The 20,602-nt window shown below is 63.4% G+C and carries 21 protein-coding genes; 7 read left to right on the plus strand and 14 right to left on the minus strand.

The window, feature by feature from the left end; genetic code table 11:
* The first annotated feature begins 114 nt into the window (after nt 1-114).
* Nucleotides 115-705: a PRC-barrel domain containing protein gene (locus LY622_RS18185; RefSeq protein WP_234292177.1), complete on the plus strand. Its 591-nt coding sequence runs from the start codon at nt 115-117 to the stop codon at nt 703-705.
* A 145-nt stretch (nt 706-850) separates the two neighbouring features.
* Here LY622_RS18185 and LY622_RS18190 read toward each other — a convergent pair whose 3' ends face one another.
* The 8 genes from LY622_RS18190 to LY622_RS18225 all read right to left on the minus strand — a co-directional run bounded on the left by LY622_RS18190 (nt 851) and on the right by LY622_RS18225 (nt 8,151).
* Nucleotides 851-2,158, minus strand: coding sequence for a lytic murein transglycosylase (locus tag LY622_RS18190; RefSeq protein ID WP_234292178.1), 1,308 nt, complete (start codon nt 2,156-2,158; stop codon nt 851-853).
* Nucleotides 2,159-2,265: 107 nt separating this feature from the next.
* Nucleotides 2,266-2,670, minus strand: coding sequence for a monovalent cation/H(+) antiporter subunit G (gene mnhG, locus LY622_RS18195; protein WP_234292179.1), 405 nt, complete (start codon nt 2,668-2,670; stop codon nt 2,266-2,268).
* Nucleotides 2,663-2,932 carry an MrpF/PhaF family protein gene (locus LY622_RS18200; protein WP_234282108.1) on the minus strand — a complete coding sequence of 90 codons (270 nt, stop codon included), beginning with the start codon at nt 2,930-2,932 and terminating at the stop codon, nt 2,663-2,665. Before LY622_RS18200 ends, mnhG begins: the two co-directional genes overlap by 8 nt.
* A gap of 24 nt (nt 2,933-2,956) precedes the next feature.
* Nucleotides 2,957-3,430, minus strand: a complete 474-nt coding sequence (locus LY622_RS18205) for a Na+/H+ antiporter subunit E (RefSeq protein WP_234292180.1) — start codon at nt 3,428-3,430, stop codon at nt 2,957-2,959.
* Nucleotides 3,427-5,001, minus strand: a complete 1,575-nt coding sequence (locus LY622_RS18210; protein WP_234292181.1) for a Na+/H+ antiporter subunit D — start codon at nt 4,999-5,001, stop codon at nt 3,427-3,429. Before LY622_RS18210 ends, LY622_RS18205 begins: the two co-directional genes overlap by 4 nt.
* Nucleotides 4,998-5,345 (minus strand): Na+/H+ antiporter subunit C, encoded by a 348-nt coding sequence (locus LY622_RS18215; protein ID WP_066448887.1) that lies wholly within the window; start codon nt 5,343-5,345, stop codon nt 4,998-5,000. Before LY622_RS18215 ends, LY622_RS18210 begins: the two co-directional genes overlap by 4 nt.
* A 51-nt stretch (nt 5,346-5,396) precedes the next feature.
* Complete coding sequence (locus LY622_RS18220; protein WP_114573663.1) at nt 5,397-5,828, minus strand: Na+/H+ antiporter subunit B; 432 nt, start codon at nt 5,826-5,828, stop codon at nt 5,397-5,399.
* Nucleotides 5,821-8,151 (minus strand): putative monovalent cation/H+ antiporter subunit A, encoded by a 2,331-nt coding sequence (locus LY622_RS18225; protein WP_234292453.1) that lies wholly within the window; start codon nt 8,149-8,151, stop codon nt 5,821-5,823. The genes LY622_RS18220 and LY622_RS18225 overlap by 8 nt, the downstream gene beginning before the upstream one ends.
* Nucleotides 8,152-8,651: 500 nt before the next feature.
* On the opposite strand from LY622_RS18225, the gene LY622_RS18230 reads away from it, so the two are divergent.
* Genes LY622_RS18230 through LY622_RS18255 form a run of 6 tightly spaced genes read left to right on the plus strand, consistent with a single transcriptional unit; the run spans nt 8,652 to nt 14,546 of the window.
* The gene (locus tag LY622_RS18230; protein ID WP_234292182.1) at nt 8,652-11,462 is read left to right on the plus strand and encodes a monovalent cation/H+ antiporter subunit A; all 2,811 of its coding nucleotides are present in this window, start codon (nt 8,652-8,654) and stop codon (nt 11,460-11,462) included.
* Nucleotides 11,462-11,806: a Na+/H+ antiporter subunit C gene (locus tag LY622_RS18235; RefSeq protein WP_043512874.1), complete on the plus strand. Its 345-nt coding sequence runs from the start codon at nt 11,462-11,464 to the stop codon at nt 11,804-11,806. The genes LY622_RS18230 and LY622_RS18235 overlap by 1 nt, the downstream gene beginning before the upstream one ends.
* A complete protein-coding gene (locus LY622_RS18240) occupies nt 11,803-13,344 on the plus strand; it encodes a monovalent cation/H+ antiporter subunit D (protein WP_234292183.1) in 1,542 nt (513 codons plus the stop codon). The genes LY622_RS18235 and LY622_RS18240 overlap by 4 nt, the downstream gene beginning before the upstream one ends.
* Nucleotides 13,341-13,838, plus strand: coding sequence for a Na+/H+ antiporter subunit E (locus tag LY622_RS18245; RefSeq protein WP_234282118.1), 498 nt, complete (start codon nt 13,341-13,343; stop codon nt 13,836-13,838). The genes LY622_RS18240 and LY622_RS18245 overlap by 4 nt, the downstream gene beginning before the upstream one ends.
* Nucleotides 13,832-14,101 (plus strand): K+/H+ antiporter subunit F, encoded by a 270-nt coding sequence (locus LY622_RS18250; protein WP_114480071.1) that lies wholly within the window; start codon nt 13,832-13,834, stop codon nt 14,099-14,101. The genes LY622_RS18245 and LY622_RS18250 overlap by 7 nt, the downstream gene beginning before the upstream one ends.
* A 10-nt stretch (nt 14,102-14,111) precedes the next feature.
* Entirely contained in the window at nt 14,112-14,546 is a 435-nt protein-coding gene (locus LY622_RS18255) for a Na+/H+ antiporter subunit G (RefSeq protein WP_234292184.1), read from the plus strand.
* Between the two features lie 105 nt (nt 14,547-14,651).
* On the opposite strand, the gene hemH is transcribed toward LY622_RS18255, so the two are convergent.
* The 6 genes from hemH to rplI form a co-directional block, all read right to left on the minus strand.
* Complete coding sequence (gene hemH, locus LY622_RS18260; protein WP_234292185.1) at nt 14,652-15,725, minus strand: ferrochelatase; 1,074 nt, start codon at nt 15,723-15,725, stop codon at nt 14,652-14,654.
* 195 nt (nt 15,726-15,920) lie between these two features.
* Nucleotides 15,921-16,223, minus strand: coding sequence for a DUF6482 family protein (locus LY622_RS18265; RefSeq protein WP_234292186.1), 303 nt, complete (start codon nt 16,221-16,223; stop codon nt 15,921-15,923).
* A 222-nt stretch (nt 16,224-16,445) separates the two neighbouring features.
* The gene (locus LY622_RS18270) at nt 16,446-16,739 is read right to left on the minus strand and encodes a hypothetical protein (RefSeq protein ID WP_234292187.1); all 294 of its coding nucleotides are present in this window, start codon (nt 16,737-16,739) and stop codon (nt 16,446-16,448) included.
* Between the two features lie 75 nt (nt 16,740-16,814).
* Nucleotides 16,815-18,203 (minus strand): replicative DNA helicase, encoded by a 1,389-nt coding sequence (gene dnaB, locus LY622_RS18275; protein ID WP_234282127.1) that lies wholly within the window; start codon nt 18,201-18,203, stop codon nt 16,815-16,817.
* Between the two features lie 154 nt (nt 18,204-18,357).
* Entirely contained in the window at nt 18,358-19,851 is a 1,494-nt protein-coding gene (locus LY622_RS18280) for a carbohydrate porin (RefSeq protein WP_234292188.1), read from the minus strand.
* Nucleotides 19,852-20,149: 298 nt separating this feature from the next.
* A complete protein-coding gene (gene rplI / locus LY622_RS18285; RefSeq protein WP_234282129.1) occupies nt 20,150-20,596 on the minus strand; it encodes a 50S ribosomal protein L9 in 447 nt (148 codons plus the stop codon).
* Between the last annotated feature and the right edge of the window lie 6 nt (nt 20,597-20,602).

Genomic DNA, 20,602 nt, shown 5'->3' on the forward strand with positions numbered 1-20,602 from the left:
TCCCCAGAATGCCAGTCGCCCAGGCTGCTCCCCCCCGGCATGCGGTTACCGGACAACAAACTTTAGGTATATCTACTACACTGAAGGTGTCATCAAGGAACAGGAGGACACTGTATGACCCAGAGACGCTTTGCAAGGACGACACTTGCCACCTCGGCTGGCCTGCTGATCGCCGGCCTCACCATTGCCGGGGCACACGCCCAGTTCGAACCCCAGGGGCTCTATTCGGCCAGGGCGATTCTCGATGCCGAGGTACACTTCGAAGCCGCCCCGGACAGCCAGCCCAGCGATGTCGTCGATATGCTGCTCGGTGACGACATGCAGGTTCACGCCCTGGTCATACGCTCCCATGCCGATGTGGGACAGGATGGCGACCATATCGTGGTCACCAATGCCCACTACCGGCTGGTGACCCATGAAGAGGATGGCGAAACCACCCATGACGTGCTCGTGGACGCCAACGAAGATGCCCTGACGGCCATGCCACGCTACGACCAGGACTGGTGGAACATGGCACGACAGCGCGCGCGGGATGCCTGGCATACCGCCGGCGAGGGTGCCGAAAGCGCCTGGCACCAGACGCGCGAAGGCGCCGACCGCATCGGCGAGGGTGCCGAACGCGCCTGGGAGCGCACCCAGGAAGGCGCCCACAGAGCCGGCCAAGCGGTCAGCGACCTGCTCAACAACTGGACCAACAACGACTGACCTGCCCCAACACTGATCGGCGGAACCCTCTCGAATCCATTCGTGAGGAACCATTCATGAAAAACCATTCATGAGCAGCCATCTCTGGAAAGGGTAACAGGAAGACCTCGCCGGACCCCGCCCTTCACGGCGGGGTCTTTCGCTGTCAGCGCTGTAATCGCTGCAACAGGCTGACCGTGGCGAAACCATCCGGGATCACACCGATCGAACGCTGATAGCTGCGCAGGCCGCTACGTGTATTGGGCCCCAGGATGCCGTCCGGGGTGCCGACTTCGAAGCCACGGGCATTGAGCGCCTGCTGCATTTCGCGGACCTGGCTGCGTGTCAGCGGCTGCTCATCTCGCGGCCAGCTGGAACGGATACCTTGACGACCGGCAACCTCGTTGGCCAGCGTGCCCACTGCCAGGGCATAGCTGGTCGCATTGTTGTAGCGCAGGATGGCCCGGAAGTTGGGGCCCACCAGAAAGGCCGGCCCGTCGGCGCCGGCGGGCGCAATGACCGAGGCTTCGGCGAACTCGGGCAGCGAACCGTCAGCGACGCCGCGCACCCCCTGGGCAGCCCATTCACGGCTGGCACGACGGGTGGTCAGTTCGGTCTGGGCGTAGTCGAAGTCATCCGGCAGCCGGACCTCCACCCCCCAGGGCTGGCCAGTCTGCCAGCCGGCCCGGGCGAGGTAGTTGGCGGTGGAGGCCATGACATCGGGAATGCTGCCCCAGATATCGCGGCGCCCGTCGCCATCGCCATCCACGGCATAGGCTTCGAAGCTCGATGGAATGAACTGGGTATGGCCCATGGCCCCGGCCCAGGAGCCGACCATGCGTTCCGGGGGGATGTCTCCGGCCTCGATGATACGCAGCGCAGCCATCAGCTCGCCGCGGGCAAAGGCGCTGCGGCGCCCCTCGAAGGCCAGGGTCGCCAGTGCCTCCAGGGTCGAGAAGTCACCGAAGTTACCGCCGTAGTTGCTCTCGATTCCCCAGATCGCGACGATGATCTCCGCCGGCACGCCATAGCGCTCCTCCATGCGACGGGCGGTATCGCGATGCTCGGCATGCTTGGCTTGCCCCTGCTGGATACGCGTTGATGAAACGGCGCTGTCCAGATACTGCCAGATGGGGCGTACGAACTCCGGCTGGGAACGATCCAGCTCGATGACCCGTGGCCGATAGCGAACCCCATCCAGCGCCCGGGCCAGGGTCGCCTCGCCGATGCCCTCTGCGCGGGCCTCGCGGCGAAAGCGGGCCAGCCACGCATTGAAGTCGGCGGGGGTGGCTGCGGGCTCCGAGCGCTCACTGGTCGTGGGCTCCCGGGCGGTCTCGGCCTCCTGTCCGCCGGCAGCCTGTCCGTTGGCAACCTCAGGCGAGCGGTCGGCGGCTGACGCCTCCTGAACCGGACCGCTCTGGCATCCGGCGAGAAGCGCAACCAGCAGGGTGGCGGGGAAAATCTGGCGCATCATGGTATCGGCATTCCTTGGCGTTGAATGCCCACGATAATGGCCCAGAAGCGCAGGCGAAACCAGCCTCATTGGTCATCGGATCGTCGATTTCTGTAACCCCCGCCTCGTCAGGAAGGATCGCTCTCCCGGGGCTGGTGCACCGCATTGGCCTCGGTCTCCAGGCCACTCTTCAGCTCATGTGTCAGCGGGTCGTAGTTGGGCCGTAGCTCATCCTTCACGGTGCCGGACCAGAGCTTCGAGCCCACGAAATAGCCGGCTCGACCGATCACGTGTGCCGCCACCGGCGCCGTCATGACCACGAAGACGATGATGGCGAAGGCACGGGCCACCACCGCCACCTCGCCGAAATGCACGGCCACCGAGAGCATGATCAGGATCACCCCCAGCGCCGCCGCCTTGGTCGTGGCATGCATGCGTGTCAGCAGGTCGGGCAGGCGCAGGATACCCAGCGCCGCCAGCAACATGAACAGTGCCCCGGTGAGAATCAGGAAGCCCTTGATCATCTCAATCATCCCTCGGCCCTCCACGCTCCAGGAAACGCGCGAAGCCGATGGCGGCCAGAAAGCCCATCAGCGCGATAACGATGGCGGCATCCAGAAAGCTGGAAACATCCATCTTGATGGCATAGACACCCACCATGCCCACCACGATGCTGGCGAACAGCTCCAGCGCCACTACCCGGTCGGGCAGACTGGGGCCTCTAACCACCCTCACGAAGGCCAGGATCAGGGCGAAGCTCATGAGCACCTGGCTGATCAGGATTACGGTATCCACATCACCACCTCACCATCATCGAACTCAACGGAACAGCTCCAGGGCACGACATTCCATTTCCTTGAGGTTGCGGCGCAGTTCCTCCTCGTCGTCGAGGAACATGGCATGAATGTAGAGCACCTTGCGATCGTCGGAGACATCCAGGCTAAGCGTGCCCGGGGTCAGGGAGATCAGGTTGGCGACCATGGTGATCTCCAGCTCGGTCCGCGCCTCCAGCGGCATGGCGATCACGCCCGGCTTCATGTGCCAGGGTGGCGTCAGGATGTCGAAACCGACACGCAGGTTGGCCTGGACCAGCTCCTTGATGAAGAATCCGAGGAAACGCAGGATGCGTGGAATGCGGCCCGGATAGCCCTTGAGAGCCGGCACCTGGGGTTCGATCAGCACCAGGGTGATATAGCCGAACACCAGGCCGATCACCAGGTTCGGCCCCGAGAAGTCGCCGCTGAGAATGACCCAGGCCAGGGCCAGCAGCAGGTTCCATATCGCCCCCGTCATGGCGTCATCTCCTCGTCAGGCCCCTCGACCAGAACATCCTCGATGCCCACCTCGGCTCCCAGCACCGCCTCGATGTAGCCCTGCGGATTCATCAGCTGGTCGCCGATGTGGTTCATGGCGACCATCAGCGGCTCGGCAAACAGGCCAATCAACAGGGCAAAGAGTGCCAACACCGCCACCGGCAGGTACATCAGCCAGAGGCTCGCCGGCACCATGCGGCTGTCGTCACCCACCACGGTCTGCTCCACCGGCACCAGGTTGTCCTCGGGCAGGGTCTTCCAGAACACCTCGTTCCATATCTTGACCATGGAGTAGAGCGTCAGCAGGCCGACCGCCAGGGCGACGCCGGTGACCACGTAGGCGCCGGCCTCGATACCGGCGCGCACGATGACGAACTTGGCGAAGAAGCCCGAAAGCGGCGGGATGCCGGCGAGGGAAAAAGCCGACAGGAAGAAGGCCACGGCCAGCCAGGGACGCTCGCGGTAGAGCCCTCCCATCTTCTTGAGCTCATAGGTACCCTGGAGCCGCCGGGTGATACCGCTGATCAGGAACAGGTTCGTCTTGACCACGATGTTGTGCATCACCGCGAAAATCCCGCCGGCAATGGCGAGCGGCGTGAACAGCGCAAGCCCGAGGATCATGTAGCCGATCTGGCTGACGATATGAAAGGAGAGGATACGCCGGAACTCGAACTGCGCCGCGGCCCCGAGCACGCCGGTCACCATGGTCAGCGCCGCCCCCCACAGCAGCAGATCCTGGGTATACCCCAGAGTCTGGTCGAACATCAGCGTGAAGACACGATACAGGGAGTAGACCCCGACCTTGGTCAGCAGCCCTGCGAACAGGGCCGAAACCGCCACCGGCGGCGTGTGATAGGAGGCCGGCAGCCAGAAGAAGAGCGGAAAGGCCGCCGCCTTGATGCCGAAGGCGATCATGAACATGACCGCCAGCACCTCGACCATGCCCTGGTTCTCGGCCGCGGCCAGGCGCTGGGCAATATCGGCCATATTGAGCGTGCCGACCATTCCATAGAGCAGCCCGATGGCGGTCAGGAAGATCACCGACGCCAGCAGGTTGAGGGTCACGTACTTGATCGCCCCCTCCATCTGCGCCTTTTCGCCACCCAGAATCAGCAGCGCAAAGGAGGCCACCAGCATCACCTCGAACCAGACATAGAGGTTGAAGATATCACCGGTGAGAAAGGCTCCGGCAACGCCGGCCAGCAGCAGGTGCATCAGGGGATAGTAGCCGAACTTCTCGTGGCCGGGGCCGGTGGAGGCCAGCGAATAGACCGCCAGCGCCAGCCCGATGATGCCGGTCAGCACGATCATCACCGCGCTGAGCATATCGGCGACCAGGGTGATCCCGATGGGGGCCTCCCAGCCCCCCATCTGGATCACCACATAGTCGTCCAGGCTTACCGATACCAGCAGCCAGAGCGCCACACCCAGCAGCGCGATATTCCCGGCCACGGCGATGAAACGCTGCGTGGATCGCGAGCGCCAGAACAACAGCGACAAGGCACCCGACAGCAAGGGCAGGAGAACGGGCAGTGCAACTTCAGGCCTCACGTATCGGTTTCCTTCATCTTGTCCAGGTCATCGGCCTTGACGATCTCGTAGGCACGTCGGATCAATACCACGGCAAAGGCCAGCACGCCGAAGGCGATCACGATAGCGGTGAGCACCACCGCCTGGGGCAAGGGGTCTGCCACCGGGCCGAGTGGCGCCGTCAGCCCCTCGGGAATCAGGGGCGGCGCCCCACGGGTCATGCCCGCCGAGGTGAAGATCAACAGGTTGGCGGCATTGGAGAGCAGCATCAGCCCGATTACCAGCTTGACGATCGAGCGACGCAGCATCAGAAAGATCGCCGATGCATACAGCAGCCCAATGGCCACGGCCATTACCGGCTCCATAACGAACCTCCAGCGCGAGTTGACGGGGCGACGTCGGCAACGCCGGTACGATCAGGGTTCATCCTTGTCCACCTCCATCAGCGTCATGACCATGGCCAGCACCGACCCCAGCACCGCCAGGTAGACGCCGACGTCGAAAATCAGCGGACTCGAAGCCTTGAAGTCGATACCGGGTATCTCCCACCACTGGGCGGTCAGGAATGGCTGATCCATGAACCAGGCGGGAAACACCGAGATCATGCCCAGCAACAGGCCCATGCCGATCAGGTCACGGGGGTCGACCATGCGCAGCACCTCCCGGGTGGCGCTGACCCCGAAGGCGAACAGGTAGAGCGTGAAGGCGCCGGCGGCCACCAGCCCGGCAATGAAGCCCCCACCCGGCTCATCGTGGCCTCGCAGCAGCAGGAACACGGAAAACAGCAGCTGCAGCGGCATCAGGATCCGGGCCGCCGTATGCAGTATCAGGGTACCGGACTTAACCATCGGCGGACTCCTTCTCCTTCGACGCCAGCCTGGGCTTTTCGGCCGCCCGCAGCTTGAGCATGGCAATGACCCCGATCGCCGCGAGAGCCAGCACGAAGATCTCGCCCAGGGTATCAAGAGCCCGATAGTCCACCAGGATCACGTTGACGATATTGCGCCCATGGGCCAGCGGCACGCTGTTCTCGATCATGTAGCCCGAGATGGGCACGAACTGGTCGATCCCCCAGGCGGTCAGCACCAGCAGGGTGATCAGCACACCCACGCTGCCCGCCACCAGAAAGTCGCGCACTCGTTCCAGGGGGGTCGACAGGCTGGCGAAGCGAGGCAAGCGGAAGAGCACAAGCACCAGCAGGATCACGGTCAGCGTTTCCACCAGCAGTTGGGTGATACCCAGGTCGGGGGCGCTGAACAGGATGAAGGTCAGGGCAATGGAGAAGCCCATGATGCCCACCGACACCACCGCACTCAGTCGCGACCGGGTGATGGCGGCAAACAGCGCCCCCATCACCATCATCGAAACCACGACCACTTCGTGGAAGCGGACGTCGAGATGGAAGGCGATCTCCGGGGAGTGACGAAGCAACAGGGAGTTACCGATCAACGCGATCAGGGTCAGCACCATCACCATCAGGTAGTTGCGCATATAGCCGTTCTGCAGGATACGGGTCTGCCAGTCGGAGACGACGGTGATCCAGTGCATGAAGGCTTCATACCCTGCCTCGGGGCCTCGCGCAATCAGGGGGTCGAGCCTCGCCAGACGTGCACGCACCCGATCCCAGTGCCGAAACAGCAGGTAGCCCAGGGCCAGGCTGACCAGCGACATGATCAGGGGCAGATTGATGCCGTGCCACAGCGCCAGCGAGACGGTGACCGGCTCGCCCATCACCGCCGAGGCGGCCGCCGTCAGCAACCCCATGCCGGCAAGCACCGGTACGAGCCCTAGCAGCAGTGAGAGCACTGCCAGCACGGCAGGGCCGAGCAACATCGAGGCCGGCGCCTCGTGGGCTACCCGCGGGGTGGCGCGTCGCTCGCCGAAGAAGGGCCTCAGGGCCACGATGGCGGCCACGCCAATGGTCAGAAAAGCCGCCGAGAAGGCCAGCAGCAGCATCAGCCCGCGAAAGGCGCCCGCCTCGAGAACCGACTCGAACATCAGCTCCTTGGCGATGAAGCCAAACAGCGGCGGCGCACCGGCCAGCGACAGGGCGGCGAGCATTGCGACCAGCGCCGTCACCGGCATCAGCGAGCGCAGCCCCCCCATGGCGGTCACGTCCTTGGTGCCGGTCTCGTGATCGAGAATACCCGCCACCATGAACAACGCGCCCTTGTAGAGGGAGTGGGCCAGCAGGAAGGTGACGAAGGCGATGAGCGCACCTTCGGTGCCGATACCCAGCAGCATGGTCAGGGTACCCAGCGCCATGATCGTGGAGTAGGCCAGCAGCTTCTTGATATTGGTGTGGCGAATGGCCAGGAAGGCGCCGGTGAACATGGTGATCGCCCCCACCACCGAGAGGATACCGACCCACATATCGGTGCCGCCAAGGCTCGGCTGCAGTCGTGCCATGAGGTAGATCCCGGCCTTGACCATGGTCGCCGAGTGCAGGTAGGCCGACACCGGCGTGGGGGCGGCCATGGCGTTGGGCAGCCAGAAGTGAAACGGGAACTGGGCCGACTTGGTGAAGGCGCCCAGCAGCAGGCAAATCAGCAGCGGCGCATAGAGATCGTGCTCACGCAGCACGTCACCCATGGTGCCCAGCTCGGCGAAGGACCAGCTGCCGCCGGCATTGCCCAGCATCACCAGCCCCGCCATCAGCGCCAGCCCACCGCCGAAGGTGACGAACAGCCCCTGACGGGCCGACTTGCGCGCCTCCAGGTCGGCATGATTGAAGCCGATCAGCAGATAGGAGGTGACGCTGGTCAGCTCCCAGAAGACGAACAGCGTGATCAGGCCATCGGCCAGCACCAGGCCAAGCATCGACACCATGAAAGCCACAAGGGCGATATGGAAACGCACCAGGTCGGGATGGCCCTTGAGATAACCGCCGGCATAGATCAGCACGAAGGTGCCGATCACCGTGATCAACAGGGAAAACAGCAGCGAGAGCCCATCGACGACGAAGGTCAGACTCATGCCCAGCGAAGGCACCCACTCCACGCCAAAAGTCAGCGTTTCCCCGCTCATCACCGCGGGCATGAGGTTCAGGAACCCCAGCGCCAGGGCGGCCGGAAAGGCAGCCAGCACGAAGCTTGTATTCGCCCCGAACCAGCGATGCAGCAGCGGGGCAAAGGCGGCCAGCAAGAAACCCGATAGCACGGCTAGTTGCATCATGCAGCTCTCTTCATAGTCGTTCTTCCGTCAGGGGGTACCGGCATATTCGCCGCCTTGCCGATGCCTGCCTCGATCGACGGCAGGCGATCTGATTCGTCACGAACGGCGAGGTGCATCACGCGCCGCTGCCACTTTGACAAGCGCTCATCGAACGTGCAAATGAACGCCGCCTGATAGGTTTCCACCGCCACGGCCAAGCACGGTATTACGCCCAATGGATAAGCCAGATACGACCTTCCCACACTGTATATTGCACCGCAAAAGCTTTAGACTCTGCGCCGCAGCTGGCAGCAATTGGCACAGACCGCTCGGCGAAACGGCTTGGTAGTATAGCGATTTCCCTCCGTTTCTTCATTCGTCGCTCCCAACGCGCCAGTCAGGCGATCTTCGATCGCTCCGATGAGCCACTTGGTAACCGGCACATTTCACGCCACGCCTAACTCTCCCTTAACGTGGCGCAATGTCACCGATCCGCCGCCAGAATGGATGAACCACCAATGTCATTGCTGTGGATTCCTCTTCTCACCATTATTGGCACCCTGGTGCCGATCATGACCTCCCGCTATGGCCGCAAGGCTTGCGTCGCAGCCACCTTGATCGCCCCCCTGGTGGCGCTGAGCCTGGTATTGATGCATGCCCCAGCCGTGTTCGCCGGCGACGTGGTCAGCCTACAGATACCCTGGATGCCCCTGCTGGGACTCGACCTGGCGCTGCGAATCGACGGCCTTACGCTGCTGTTCGCCCTGCTGATCCTGGGTATCGGTAGCCTGATCCTGCTGTATGCCGGCCATTACCTGAGTGCCGCCGAGGACGATGGCCGCTTCCTCTCCTACATGATGCTGTTCATGACGGCCATGCTGGGGATTGCCATGGCCGACAACCTGCTGCTGCTGTGGCTGTTCTGGGAGCTGACCAGCATCTCGTCATTCCTGCTGATCGGCTTCTGGGGCCATCGCAGCGACGCCCGTCGCGGCGCGCGCATGGCGCTCACGGTCACCGGTGCCGGTGGGCTGGCACTGCTGGCCGGCATCCTGCTGATAGGCCAGGCGGTCGGCAGCTTCGCCATGGGTGATGTGCTGGCCGCCGGCGACACGATACGCGCCTCGGCCAACTATCCGCTGATCCTGGTGCTGGTGCTCTTCGGTGCCTTCACCAAGTCGGCCCAGTTCCCGTTTCACTTCTGGCTGCCCCATGCCATGGCCGCCCCCACGCCGGTGTCGGCTTTCCTCCATTCGGCGACCATGGTCAAGGCCGGTGTCTTCCTGATGGCGCGACTCAATCCGGCGCTGGGGGATACGGCACTCTGGGCCGTGGCACTGTCGCTGGTGGGCCTCGCCACCATGCTCTATGCCGCCTGGTTCGCCCTGCTCGAGCGCGACCTCAAGGGTATCCTGGCCTTCTCCACGGTCAGCCACCTGGGTCTGATCACCCTGCTGCTGGGGCTGGGCAGCCCGCTGGCCATCGTAGCCGCCGTGTTTCACATCCTCAACCACGCCACCTTCAAGGCGGCGCTGTTCATGATGGTGGGCATCATCGACCATGAGACCGGCACCCGGGATATCGATCGCCTGGGCGCCCTGTGGTCGATGATGCCACTCACCGGCACCATGACGATCCTCGCCGGATCCGCCATGGCCGGTTTCCCCCCGTTCAACGGCTTTCTCTCCAAGGAGATGCTGTTCGAGCAGAGCCTCATCAATAACCTGCTGGGAGCCCTGAGCGTGGTCATCCCGATGCTGGTGGTGGTGGCTGCCATGCTCTCGGTCGCCTATTCGCTGCGACTGATCTATAGCCTCTTCTTCGCCGAGCCCAAGCTGACCCGTGAGCAGAAGGCCCAGCCGCCGATGAAGGTCCACGACCCGTCGCGCGGCATGCTGGCCCCGGGGCTCTTCCTGGCAGCCATGAGCCTGCTGGTAGGTCTCTTCCCGATGACGCTGGCCGCCCCCCTGGTCAATGCAGCAAGCCTGGCGGTACAAGGCGAAACCACACCGCTATTTACCCTGGCGCTGTGGCATGGCATCAACGCCCCCCTGTTGATGAGCCTGGCGGCGGTGGCGGGCGGCATACTGGTGCTGCGTCATCAGCGTTACTTCGCCGGCATCGCGGCACTCTTTCCGTCCCGTGACGCCGGGCTGGTCTTCGAGGCGGCCATGCAGCGGGCAATCAAGATCACGCTGTGGCTGACCCTGCGCCTGGAAAACGGCTCACTTCAGCGCTATCAGGCGCTGCTGATCCTTTCCGCCCTGATCATGACCGCTATCGGCCTGACCCAGCTCGGCTCCCTCACCGGCGAACGGAGCCTGCAGCCGCTGGACGGCATGTTGATCCTGGGGGCCGGGCTAATGATCTTCGGCGCCATCGGCAGTGCCCTGAGCCATCGCTGGCGACTGGTGTCGCTGCTCATGCTCTCGGTGGTTGGCCTCGCCGTCTCGCTGACCTTCGTGCGGTTTTCGGCCCCGGACCTGGCGCTCACCCAGCTGTCGGTGGAAGTCGCCTCGATGATCCTGATGATCCTGGCGCTGTTCTTCCTTCCCCAGCGCCCGCCCCTGCTGGTCTCGGGACGGCGAATCCTGCGCGACCTGATCCTGGCCGCCTCCCTGGGCGTGGTGGTGGCGATGCTCACCTACGCCCTGCTGACCCGTGAAACACTGACCATCGCCGACTACTTCCTCCGTGAAAGCCTGCCAGGCGGTGGCGGCACCAATGTGGTCAACGTCATCCTGGTGGATTTCCGCGGCTTCGATACCCTGGGTGAGATCACCGTATTGACCCTGGCAGGCCTTGCCACCTTCAAGCTGCTCAACCGCATGCGCCTGTTCATGCCGTCGGGCAACCTGGAGGGCATACGCTGGTCAAGGCATCGCTATCCGATGATCCTGGCGGTGGTGGCGCAGATTCTGCTGCCGCTGGCATTGCTGGTGTCGGTGTACATCTTCCTGCGCGGTCACAACCAGCCCGGCGGTGGCTTCATCGCCGGGCTGGTCACTGCCGTGGCCCTGATCCTGCAATACTTGGCCCGTGGTCATGACTGGACCCGGCAGCGCCTGCCGATCTCCTATCCGGTAGTGGCGGTATCCGGTCTTGCCATCGCCACGGCCACAGGCCTTGGCAGCTGGCTATTCGGCTACCCCTTCCTGACCTCGGCGTTCGGCCATTTCCATATTCCGCTGATCGGCGAGATCGAACTGGCCACGGCCATGCTCTTCGATCTAGGGGTCTACCTGGCAGTGGTCGGCGCCACCCTGATGATCCTGGTCAACCTGGGCCGCGTCACCACCGTGAACCGCCCAACGCTGGAGGAACGCTGATGGAAGCCCTCTTCTCGCTGGTGGTCGGCGTACTCTCCGCCAGCGGCCTTTACCTGCTGCTGCGCGGCCGGACCTTTCCGGTCATCGTCGGCCTGGCCCTGCTCGGCTACGCCGTCAATCTCTTCCTGTTTTCCACCGGCGGCCTCAACACCCATGCGGCCGCCGTCATCGGCGAGTCGATCTCGCCCACCGACCCCCTGCCCCAGGCCCTGGTGCTGACCGCCATCGTCATCGGTTTTGCCATGACCGCCTTCGTGGTGATCCTGGCCATTCGCGCCCGTAGTGAACTGGGCAGCGACCATGTGGATGGCCAGCAGGGCGAAGAGGGAGACGTGGGCCGATGAACCAGCATCTCATTATCCTGCCCATCCTGCTGCCGATGGTGGGCGCCCTGGCACTCCTGCTGATGGGCAAGGCTAGCTTCACCACCCATCGCCGCATCAGCGTGTCTCTCACGGCGGCCCTGGTCCTCATCAGCCTGCTGCTGCTGAACCGAGCCGCCAGCGGCGAGCTGACCTTCTACGGTCTGGGCAACTGGCAGGCACCCTACGGCATCGTGCTGATGCTCGACCGGCTCTCGGCCCTGATGTTGACGCTCACCGCCGTGCTGGCCCTTGGCTGTGTTCTTTTCGCCAGCGCCGGTGACGATGCCAAGGGCAGCAACTTTCACGGCCTCTTCCAGCTCCAACTGGTGGGCCTCAATGGCGCCTTCCTCACCGGTGACCTGTTCAACCTCTTCGTCTTCTTCGAGATCCTGCTGCTCGCCTCCTACGCGCTGCTGATGCATGGCGGCGGCAAGGCACGTGTCGGTGCCGGGCTCCACTATGTCATCCTGAACCTGGCGGGCTCGGCCCTGTTTCTCATTGCCTTGGGGGTGCTCTACGGCGCCACGGGCACCCTGAACATGGCCGACATGGCGCGCCGCGTTGCTACCATGACGGGCGACCAGTCAGCCCTGGTCACCGCCGGGGCGCTGCTGCTGGTGGTGGTATTCAGCCTCAAGGCGGCGCTGCTGCCGCTCTATTTCTGGCTGCCGCGCACCTACTCGGCGGCACCAGCGGCGGTTGCTGCGCTGTTTGCCATCATGACCAAGGTGGGGCTGTACGCCATTCTGCGAGTGCAGACGATGATCTTCATCGACAGCCCCGCGGCGGGCGGCATTACCGCCTGGCTTTGGTGGTCGGGCCTGGCCACCATCGTACTGGCCGCGATTGGGGTCCTCGCCGCCCGCGACCTGCGCCCCCTGATCGCCTACCTGATCCTCGTCTCGGTAGGCACCCTGCTGGCCGGGGCGGCCCTGGGCACGCCAGCGGCGACCACCGCCCTGCTCTATTACCTGCCACATACCACCCTGATCTGCGGCGCCCTGTTCCTGATCGCCGAAATGATCGGCCAGCAACGTGGCAAGGCAGGCACCCGCCTGGTGCGTGCCCGACGCCTGCACCAGCGCCACCTGCTTGGCGGCCTGTTCCTGGTTGCCGCCGTGGCCGTTGCCGGGCTGCCACCGCTTGCCGGTGCACTGGGCAAGCTGCTGCTGATGCAGGCCGCGGATGGCAGCGCACGACTCTGGCTATGGCCGCTGCTGCTGCTGGCCGGTCTTTGCGCCCTGATCGCCATGTCCCGGGCGGGCTCGGTCTTCTTCTGGGCCAGCTACAAGGGTGAGGTTGCCACCGGCAAGGTGAGTCGGGCCCAGCTGGCCGGTGTGCTATGGCTGCTGGCCAGTGCCCCCCTGCTGGTCGTCTTCGGCGGGCCGGTGAGCGCATACACTCAGGCAACTGCCGAGCAATTGGCCAACCCTCAAGAGCCGATTAGCCAGCTGCTGGGTGACGACCCGGTGCGGGAGATCGTGCAGTTTCAAGACACCACCGGAGACGCGCCATGAGAGCAATGGGACGCTACCTGCCCACCCCCACCCTCTCGCTTGTCCTGCTGGTGGTTTGGCTGCTCATGGTGCGCAGCATCGAGCCAGGCCAGCTATTGCTGGGTACCTTCCTGGCCGTGGGGATACCGCTGCTGACCCAGGGCTTCTGGGAGCCCCTGCCCCGGGTGAAGCACCCGCTCAAGCTGGCCTGGTTCGTCACCTACGTCATGTGGGATATCGTCAAGGCCAACGCACATGTCAGCCTGCTGATATTGTTGCCCCGGCGGGAGCCACACCCGGGCTTCGTCGAATATCCGCTGGAGGTCAAGGATCGGCTGGTCATCACGCTGCTGGCCAATACGATCACCATGACACCAGGCACCGTATCCACCAATATCCGCCTGGACGGCTCCTCCCTGCTGATTCACGTGCTGGACATGGACGAGGAGCAGGAACTGGTGCGCGAGATCCGCGAACGCTACGAGCGGCCGCTCAAGGAGATCTTCGAATGCTAGATACCGCCCTGCTGATCAGCCTGACGCTGATCGTGCTGGCCATGGCGATGAATATCTATCGGCTCGCCATCGGCCCGGACATCCCGGACCGCCTGCTGGCACTGGACACCCTGTACGTGAACTCCATCGCGTTGATCGTGCTGCTGGGGCTTTGGCTCAACACCAAGACCTACTTCGAGGCGGCGATACTGATCGCCATGCTCGGCTTCGTCAGCACCATGGCCATCTGTCGCTACCTGCTGCGCGGCGATATCATCGAATGAGGACGACGCCATGACCTTCTATGTCATTACCGAAGGCGTGATCGCCTTCCTGCTGGTGGCCGGTGGCATCTTCGCCTTTACCGGCTCACTGGGCATGCTGCAGTTCAAGGACTTCTTCATGCGCCTGCACGGCCCCACCAAGGGCACTACCCTGGGGATCGGCTGCATCCTGATCGCCTCGATGCTCTATTTCACCGTGACCCAGCGCGAACTCCACGTCCAGGAGCTGCTGATCACCCTGTTCCTGTTCATCACTGCACCGGTGACCGGTCACATGCTGGCCAAGACCGGGCTGCACATGCACCTGCGCTTCATCACCGGTACCCGCGGTTCGGTTCCTGAATTCCGCGACGAGGACGTCGGCCAGAGCCGCGTGGCGCGCCCGGCGCGAGCCAAGCACCCGTGGAAGTATCGCAGGGCCAAGCGCTCGCGCATGCGCCGCTGAGTCACTGCCACTCAAGACACCAACGACCCAAGACACCAACGAAGCGGGCTGCCGTGGCAGCCCGCTTCGTCGTTCGTTGACTGAGTTGCCAGGAGAAAGGCGCTCTCAGCACCAGCCAGACAGTTCGCGGCGAATGACCGCAAGCAGCGCGGCGATATGGTCGTCGCGGTCGTTCAGGCAGGGTATATAGGTGAACCGTTCGCCACCGGCGGCAAGGAAGCTCTCCTTGATCTCCTCCTCGATCTCCTCGAGGGTCTCCACGCAGTCGGCGGAGAAGGCAGGCGATACCACTGCGATATGCTTGTGGCCGCGGCGGGCCAGTTCGGCCACATGCTCTACCGTGGCCGGCCCCACCCACTCCTCCGGACCAAACTTCGACTGGAATGCGGTGACGATGGCATCGTCGGGCCAGCCCAGGCGCTCCTTGAGCAGTCGCGTCGTCTTCTGGCACTGGCAATGGTAGGGGTCACCCTCCATCAGATAGCGCTTCGGCACGCCATGATAGGAAGCCACCAGTACCTCCGGCGGCGTTTCGGCGGCAGCGTAGCCCTCCTCCACCGAGGCTGCCAGGGCGTCGAGATAAGCCGGCTCATCGAAATAGGCCGGCACGGTACGAAACGCCGGCTGCCACTTGAGCTTCATCAGCGTACGAAACGCCTGGTCGTTGGCCGTGGCGGTGGTCGGAGAGGCGTACTGGGGATAGAGCGGAAAGAACAGGATGCGGTCGCAGCCCTGTGCCTGCATCCGCCGCAGCACGCTGTCGGTAGAAGGATTGCCGTAACGCATGCAGAAATCGACCACCACCTGATCGCCATACAGCGCCTCTAGCCCCTCGGCGAGCTTGCGCGTCTGATCGCGGGTAATGGTGAGGAGCGGGCTTTCGTTCTTCTCGGTATTCCAGATACCACGATAAGCCTTGCCGGAGCTGAAAGGACGTCGAGATAGAATGATGAGCTGAAGCAGTGGCTGCCATTTCCAGTCCGGGTAGTCCACCACCCGCTTGTCGGAGAGGAATTCGTTGAGATAGCGCCGCATCGACCAGTAGTCGGTGGCATCTGGCGTACCGAGATTCGCCAACAGGATACCGATCTTGCGCTTCGCCACCGGCGGGTGATCCGCTGCTGCATGGGTCAGCCGCCCCTTGCCGGGCTGGTCCTGTTCAACTACCGCTGAGGTCATGCACGCTGCTCCTTCTGGTCAATGACGAGTACTGGTCGGTGATCGACGACAGGAGACAGTTTATCAGGCCAGCCCCCAGGAAGGGACAAAAGCTGTACTTGATTTTTTCTTTGTACAGCTTGAGAAGAACCGACTAGCCGGAGGGGGCCAAGACCCGGGCCGGATAAGCACGGCTCTCAAGCAAGCTTCAGGGCCTCAGAAGACCAATGGCACCCGAGAGGTCAGGGGATCCCGGTAGTGAGCCGCACGGCCGATGACCTCATCCTGAGGCACGTGCTGCACCAGGAAGGCACGATGGATACCGGCTCGCTGCAGTTCCAGATAGACATCCTCCAGCGAGCGAAAAACGACGGGCTTGCCGCGTCGTGTCAGCATGTGTCTGGCACCATCCATATCCTCCAGCTCTACCTGGTAGCAGTGGCTGCCGGAATGGGTGATGACGCGAATTTCGTAGTTAGCGTGATTGGCTGCAAAGGCCTTGAGATCGTTGAAGTCCATGGTTCCCTCCATGTAACAGACAAAACGTAGTGCGAAAAAGTCGCGCGAAACGGATGCAACTCGGGCACAGCATGACTGTGCCCGATAGCATTTGCATGACAGTAGCATATTGAAACTATGACTATCAGACAGCGGGAGGGTTCCGAGATCCGAGCCCAGGCAGTGGGTATTGCGGCGGAATCGCGATAAGGCAGTTTTTTCAGCAGACGGTTGGAGAAACGGCTACTGGTAGTCGGAAGGATCGATGGCCTTGGCCAGCGAGCGGCGGTCCACCCATTTCCCCGCCTTGGTCTCCTTGTAGCGGAACACCACGCGATCACCAACGGCCACCGCGAGCTCGGGATCCTCGGTCTGATAGCTGTACGCCTCACCCTCCACGACCAGGTGAAAACGGTAGAGGTCAGGCATCCCCAGCCACTCCTTGAAAGGCCCTTCCCGCTCCAGCGACTGGAGCTCGCCACGCGCCTCGAGTTTCGGGGGGCGCTGCTGTTTGCCGCGTCTGAATCCGCTTGCCATGCTGCCTCCTGGTGATCTGTCGGGGGGTCGGCATTATACGGTGCCCACCCTCAGGCTCAAGGCCCGGGAAGACGATCAGTTTCCGAACGACTCACCATAGGTGTCCGGCGCCAGGTCCTCGAAGCGGGTATAGCGCCCGATGAAGGCCATGTGCACCGTACCGATGGGGCCGTTACGCTGCTTGCCGATGATCAGTTCGGCGAGCCCCTGATTATCGGGATTATCCGGATTATAGACCTCGTCACGGTAGACGAAGGCGATGACGTCCGCGTCCTGCTCGATGGCACCGGATTCCCGCAGGTCCGACATCACCGGTCGCTTGTTGGGACGCTGCTCCAGCGAGCGGTTGAGCTGCGACAGCGCCACCACCGGGCAGCCAAACTCTTTCGCCATGCCCTTCAGCGAGCGGGAAATTTCCGAGATCTCGCCGGTCCGGTTTTCGGAGAAGCCCGGAATCTGCATCAACTGAAGGTAGTCGATCATGACCAGCGCCATGTTGCCGTGCTCACGCACCAGCCGGCGAATCCGCGAGCGCATCTCATTGGGTGACAGCGCTGCCGTGTCGTCGATGAACAGCTGCTTGTCCTTGAGCAGGTTCACCGCCGAAGTCAGCCGCGGCCAATCCTCGTCTTCCAGTTGACCGGTACGTACCCGGGTCTGGTCGATGCGCCCCAGCGACGAGAGCATGCGCAGCATCAGCGATTCGGCGGGCATCTCCATGGAGAACACCATGACCGGCTTGTCGCTCGCGATCACCGCGTGCTCGACCAGGTTCATGGCGAAGGTGGTCTTGCCCATGGAGGGGCGCCCGGCAATGATCACCAGGTCGGATGGCTGCAGGCCGGAGGTCATTTCGTCGAGATCCCGAAAGCCGGTGGAGAGCCCGGTCATCTCGCCCTGCATGTTGAACAGCTCGTCGATGCGATCCACCGCCTTGGCCAGCAGCTCGCTCATGCCGATGGGCCCGCCGGACTTGGGGCGCTCCTCGCTGATCTGGAAGACCAGGCGTTCGGCCTCGTCGAGCAGCTCGTCGGCCGGCCGCCCCTGGGGACTGAAGGCGCCATCCGCGATCTGGCTGGCCGCCCGAATCAGCTTGCGCAGGGTGGCTCGCTCACGAACGATATCCGCATAGGCGCGGATATTGCTGGCCGATGGCGTATTGCGCGCCAGTTCGGCCAGGTAGGCGAGGCCACCGATGGTACCGAGCTGATCACGCCCTTCCAGCGCCTCGGAGAGCGTTACCACATCCAGCGGCTGGCTGGCTTCGGACAGGCCGGTCATCGCATTGAAAATCAGGCGATGCTCGTAGCGATAGAAATCATCCGCCACCAGCCGCTCGGCAACGGTGTCCCATGCCTGGTTATCGAGCATCAGGCCACCCAGCACCGACTGTTCCGCCTCAAGCGAGTGAGGCGGCATCTTCAGGGCAGCGGTTTCCTGATCCAACTCGAGGGTGTCGTTCATGGCATGGCCACCTACATGGAAACGGGCCGTGCCATTCTACCCGATGGGCGTGGCCTGCCCCACCTCTCACCGATACAAAAACCGCGACCGTCTCCGGTCGCGGCAAGGATCGAAACAGCACGCGAGCCTATCCCCCGGCTTTGCCGGGACTAGCTCAGAACCACACCTCCGTCTGCACGCCGAAGCTCCACTGCCCGCCGGTGAAACCGTCACTGCCGAAGGCGGACGTCGTATCGTAATCGTTGAGTTCACTATCCCAGTCGGTGTAGGAAGCGAACAGGCGGATCTCGGGGCGCTGCCAGAAGCCGCCTACCTGGGGCTTGAAGGTCGGTGCGATGGTGAACTTGCCGAAGTCGCCGCTCACCGCATTGAGGTCACCGCGACCATTGGGGTCGAGGTCCATGTACTGGTAGCTGGCCTCGTACTGCATCTCGAAGTTCTGGGTGATCTCGTTGACCAGGCGCGCATTGAGGGTCAGCCACTTGTAGTCGTCGCCATCGGCGTAGCGGTCCTTGCTCATCTCGCCGAACAGCACCGGTGCGAAGCGCCAGTTGGGCGCCACGTAGGTGGTGCCGTAGATGCCGAGGCGGGTGGCCTGGGCATCATCGGTCAGATCGCCGTCGCTGCCGAGCCCCTTGACCTCGGCCCCCAGGCCCTGGCCGTGGAGCAGCGCCACCTTGAAGTTGCCCTCGCCCAGGCCGAAGAAGCTGTCACCGTGGTAGGCCACCATGGTTTGGAAACCACTGTCGGCGGCGGCCTGCCCTTCACCGATGTCGCGCTCGTCGTTATCGGCCGCCGACAGGGCATTGACCATCCACTGCCAGTTGCCGAAGTAGTTGTTCGAAGTCAGGATCAGGCTGTCCGTGCTGCCATCGTCCCCCGGAAACTCGGGACGCACCGGGAAGTCGCTGAAGCTGCGTCCATAGAGCGAGACGTTGGAGCGCCAGTTGTCGGCCAGCTGCATGTCGTAGATACCGGCACCGGTACCGGCCAGGAACACGAAGTCGCTGTCGAGCCAGTGGATATCGAAGTTGTCGCGATCGAAGCGCTTGCCGGCCCAGATCGAGGCGTTTTCGAAGGCGCCGGTGAAGCTCGGCAGGTCGCTGAACTCGGCGTAGACCTGGCGCACGTTGAGGTTGGAATCGCCGTCCCAGTCGTTGCTGGTCGTGGTGCCGCTGGCCAACATCGTGCGATAGAGGGCCTTGGCCCCGTTGTCGAACTGCATGCGGTAGTTGAGGATCGCCTCGGCGTAGGTGTCGGGCTCGTTGCCCAGTCTCCCCACGGCCCCTCCCAGCCCGCCGGCCGGGGTCACGTAGGGCCCACCCTCGATACTCTTGCGATCCTCGCCCAGCAGCAGGCCCGAGCGGGCGTAGACGTTGAAGGAGAAGCCCTCTTCGCCGCTGGCCTGGCGCTCCACCTTGGCGAGGCGCTCCTCCACCTCTTCCGTGGAGAGCCGGCCATCGGCCTGTGCTTCGGCCAGTTCGGCCCGCTGTTCGGCGGCGGAGGCGCGCTGCTCCGCTGCCGCGACGCGATTCTCCAGATCGAGCAGGCGCTGTTCCAGGCTATCGGCGGTGGCAAGGCCACTGATACCGATACCGGCCACAGCCACGGCGGCAGCGAGAGGCGTTCTGAGCATGGCAGTCTTCATGCAGTGAGTCCTTTTATGGTTGTTTTAACAAGAAAGCAGGCAAGGCCATGCCCAAGAATCTTAATCGTTTAAGTCTTCGGGCAAAAAAACACCACCCGGCCTCGCCATGCAGGCCCGACGTGTTGTATTACGTCGGGCATGTCGCGAAAAACTTAATCGTTTAAGCGTGCCGACGCAAAGAAAAAAAGCCATCTTGCTACCAAAGTCGAAATGGGCGCACCCTTCGATGTCACCAAAAACAAGGGGCGCGGGGAGATTTTCCCCGCGCCCCTTGGCGTACGACGTGACGAGGTGGGCCTTACTCGGCTACCACCACGACACGAACGGTCGCATCGACTTCGGCATGCAGGTGCAGGTCGATGTCGTACTCGCCGGTCTGGCGGATCGGACCCTCCGGCATGCGAACTTCGCTCTTGGCGACGTCGATGCCGGCCTGGCCCAGCGCTTCGGCCAGGTCACGCGGACCGATGGAACCGAACAGCTTGCCCTCTTCGCCGGCCTTGGACACCAGCGACAGCTCGATCTCGTTGAGCTGGGCGGCACGGGCTTCGGCTTCGGCCTTGCGCTCGGCGGCCTGGGCCTCGAGCTCGGCGCGCTGCGCTTCGAAGGCTTCCACATTGTCCTTGGTTGCCGGCACGGCCAGGCCGTAGGGAACCAGGTAGTTGCGGCCATAGCCGGGCTTGACGGCGACCTTGTCGCCCAGGCCGCCCAGCTTGCCAATATTATCGAGCAGAATGACTTCCATCTCGTC

The sequence above is a fragment of the Halomonas alkalisoli genome, assembly GCF_021412585.1.
GTDB classification, from domain to species: domain Bacteria; phylum Pseudomonadota; class Gammaproteobacteria; order Pseudomonadales; family Halomonadaceae; genus Halomonas; species Halomonas alkalisoli.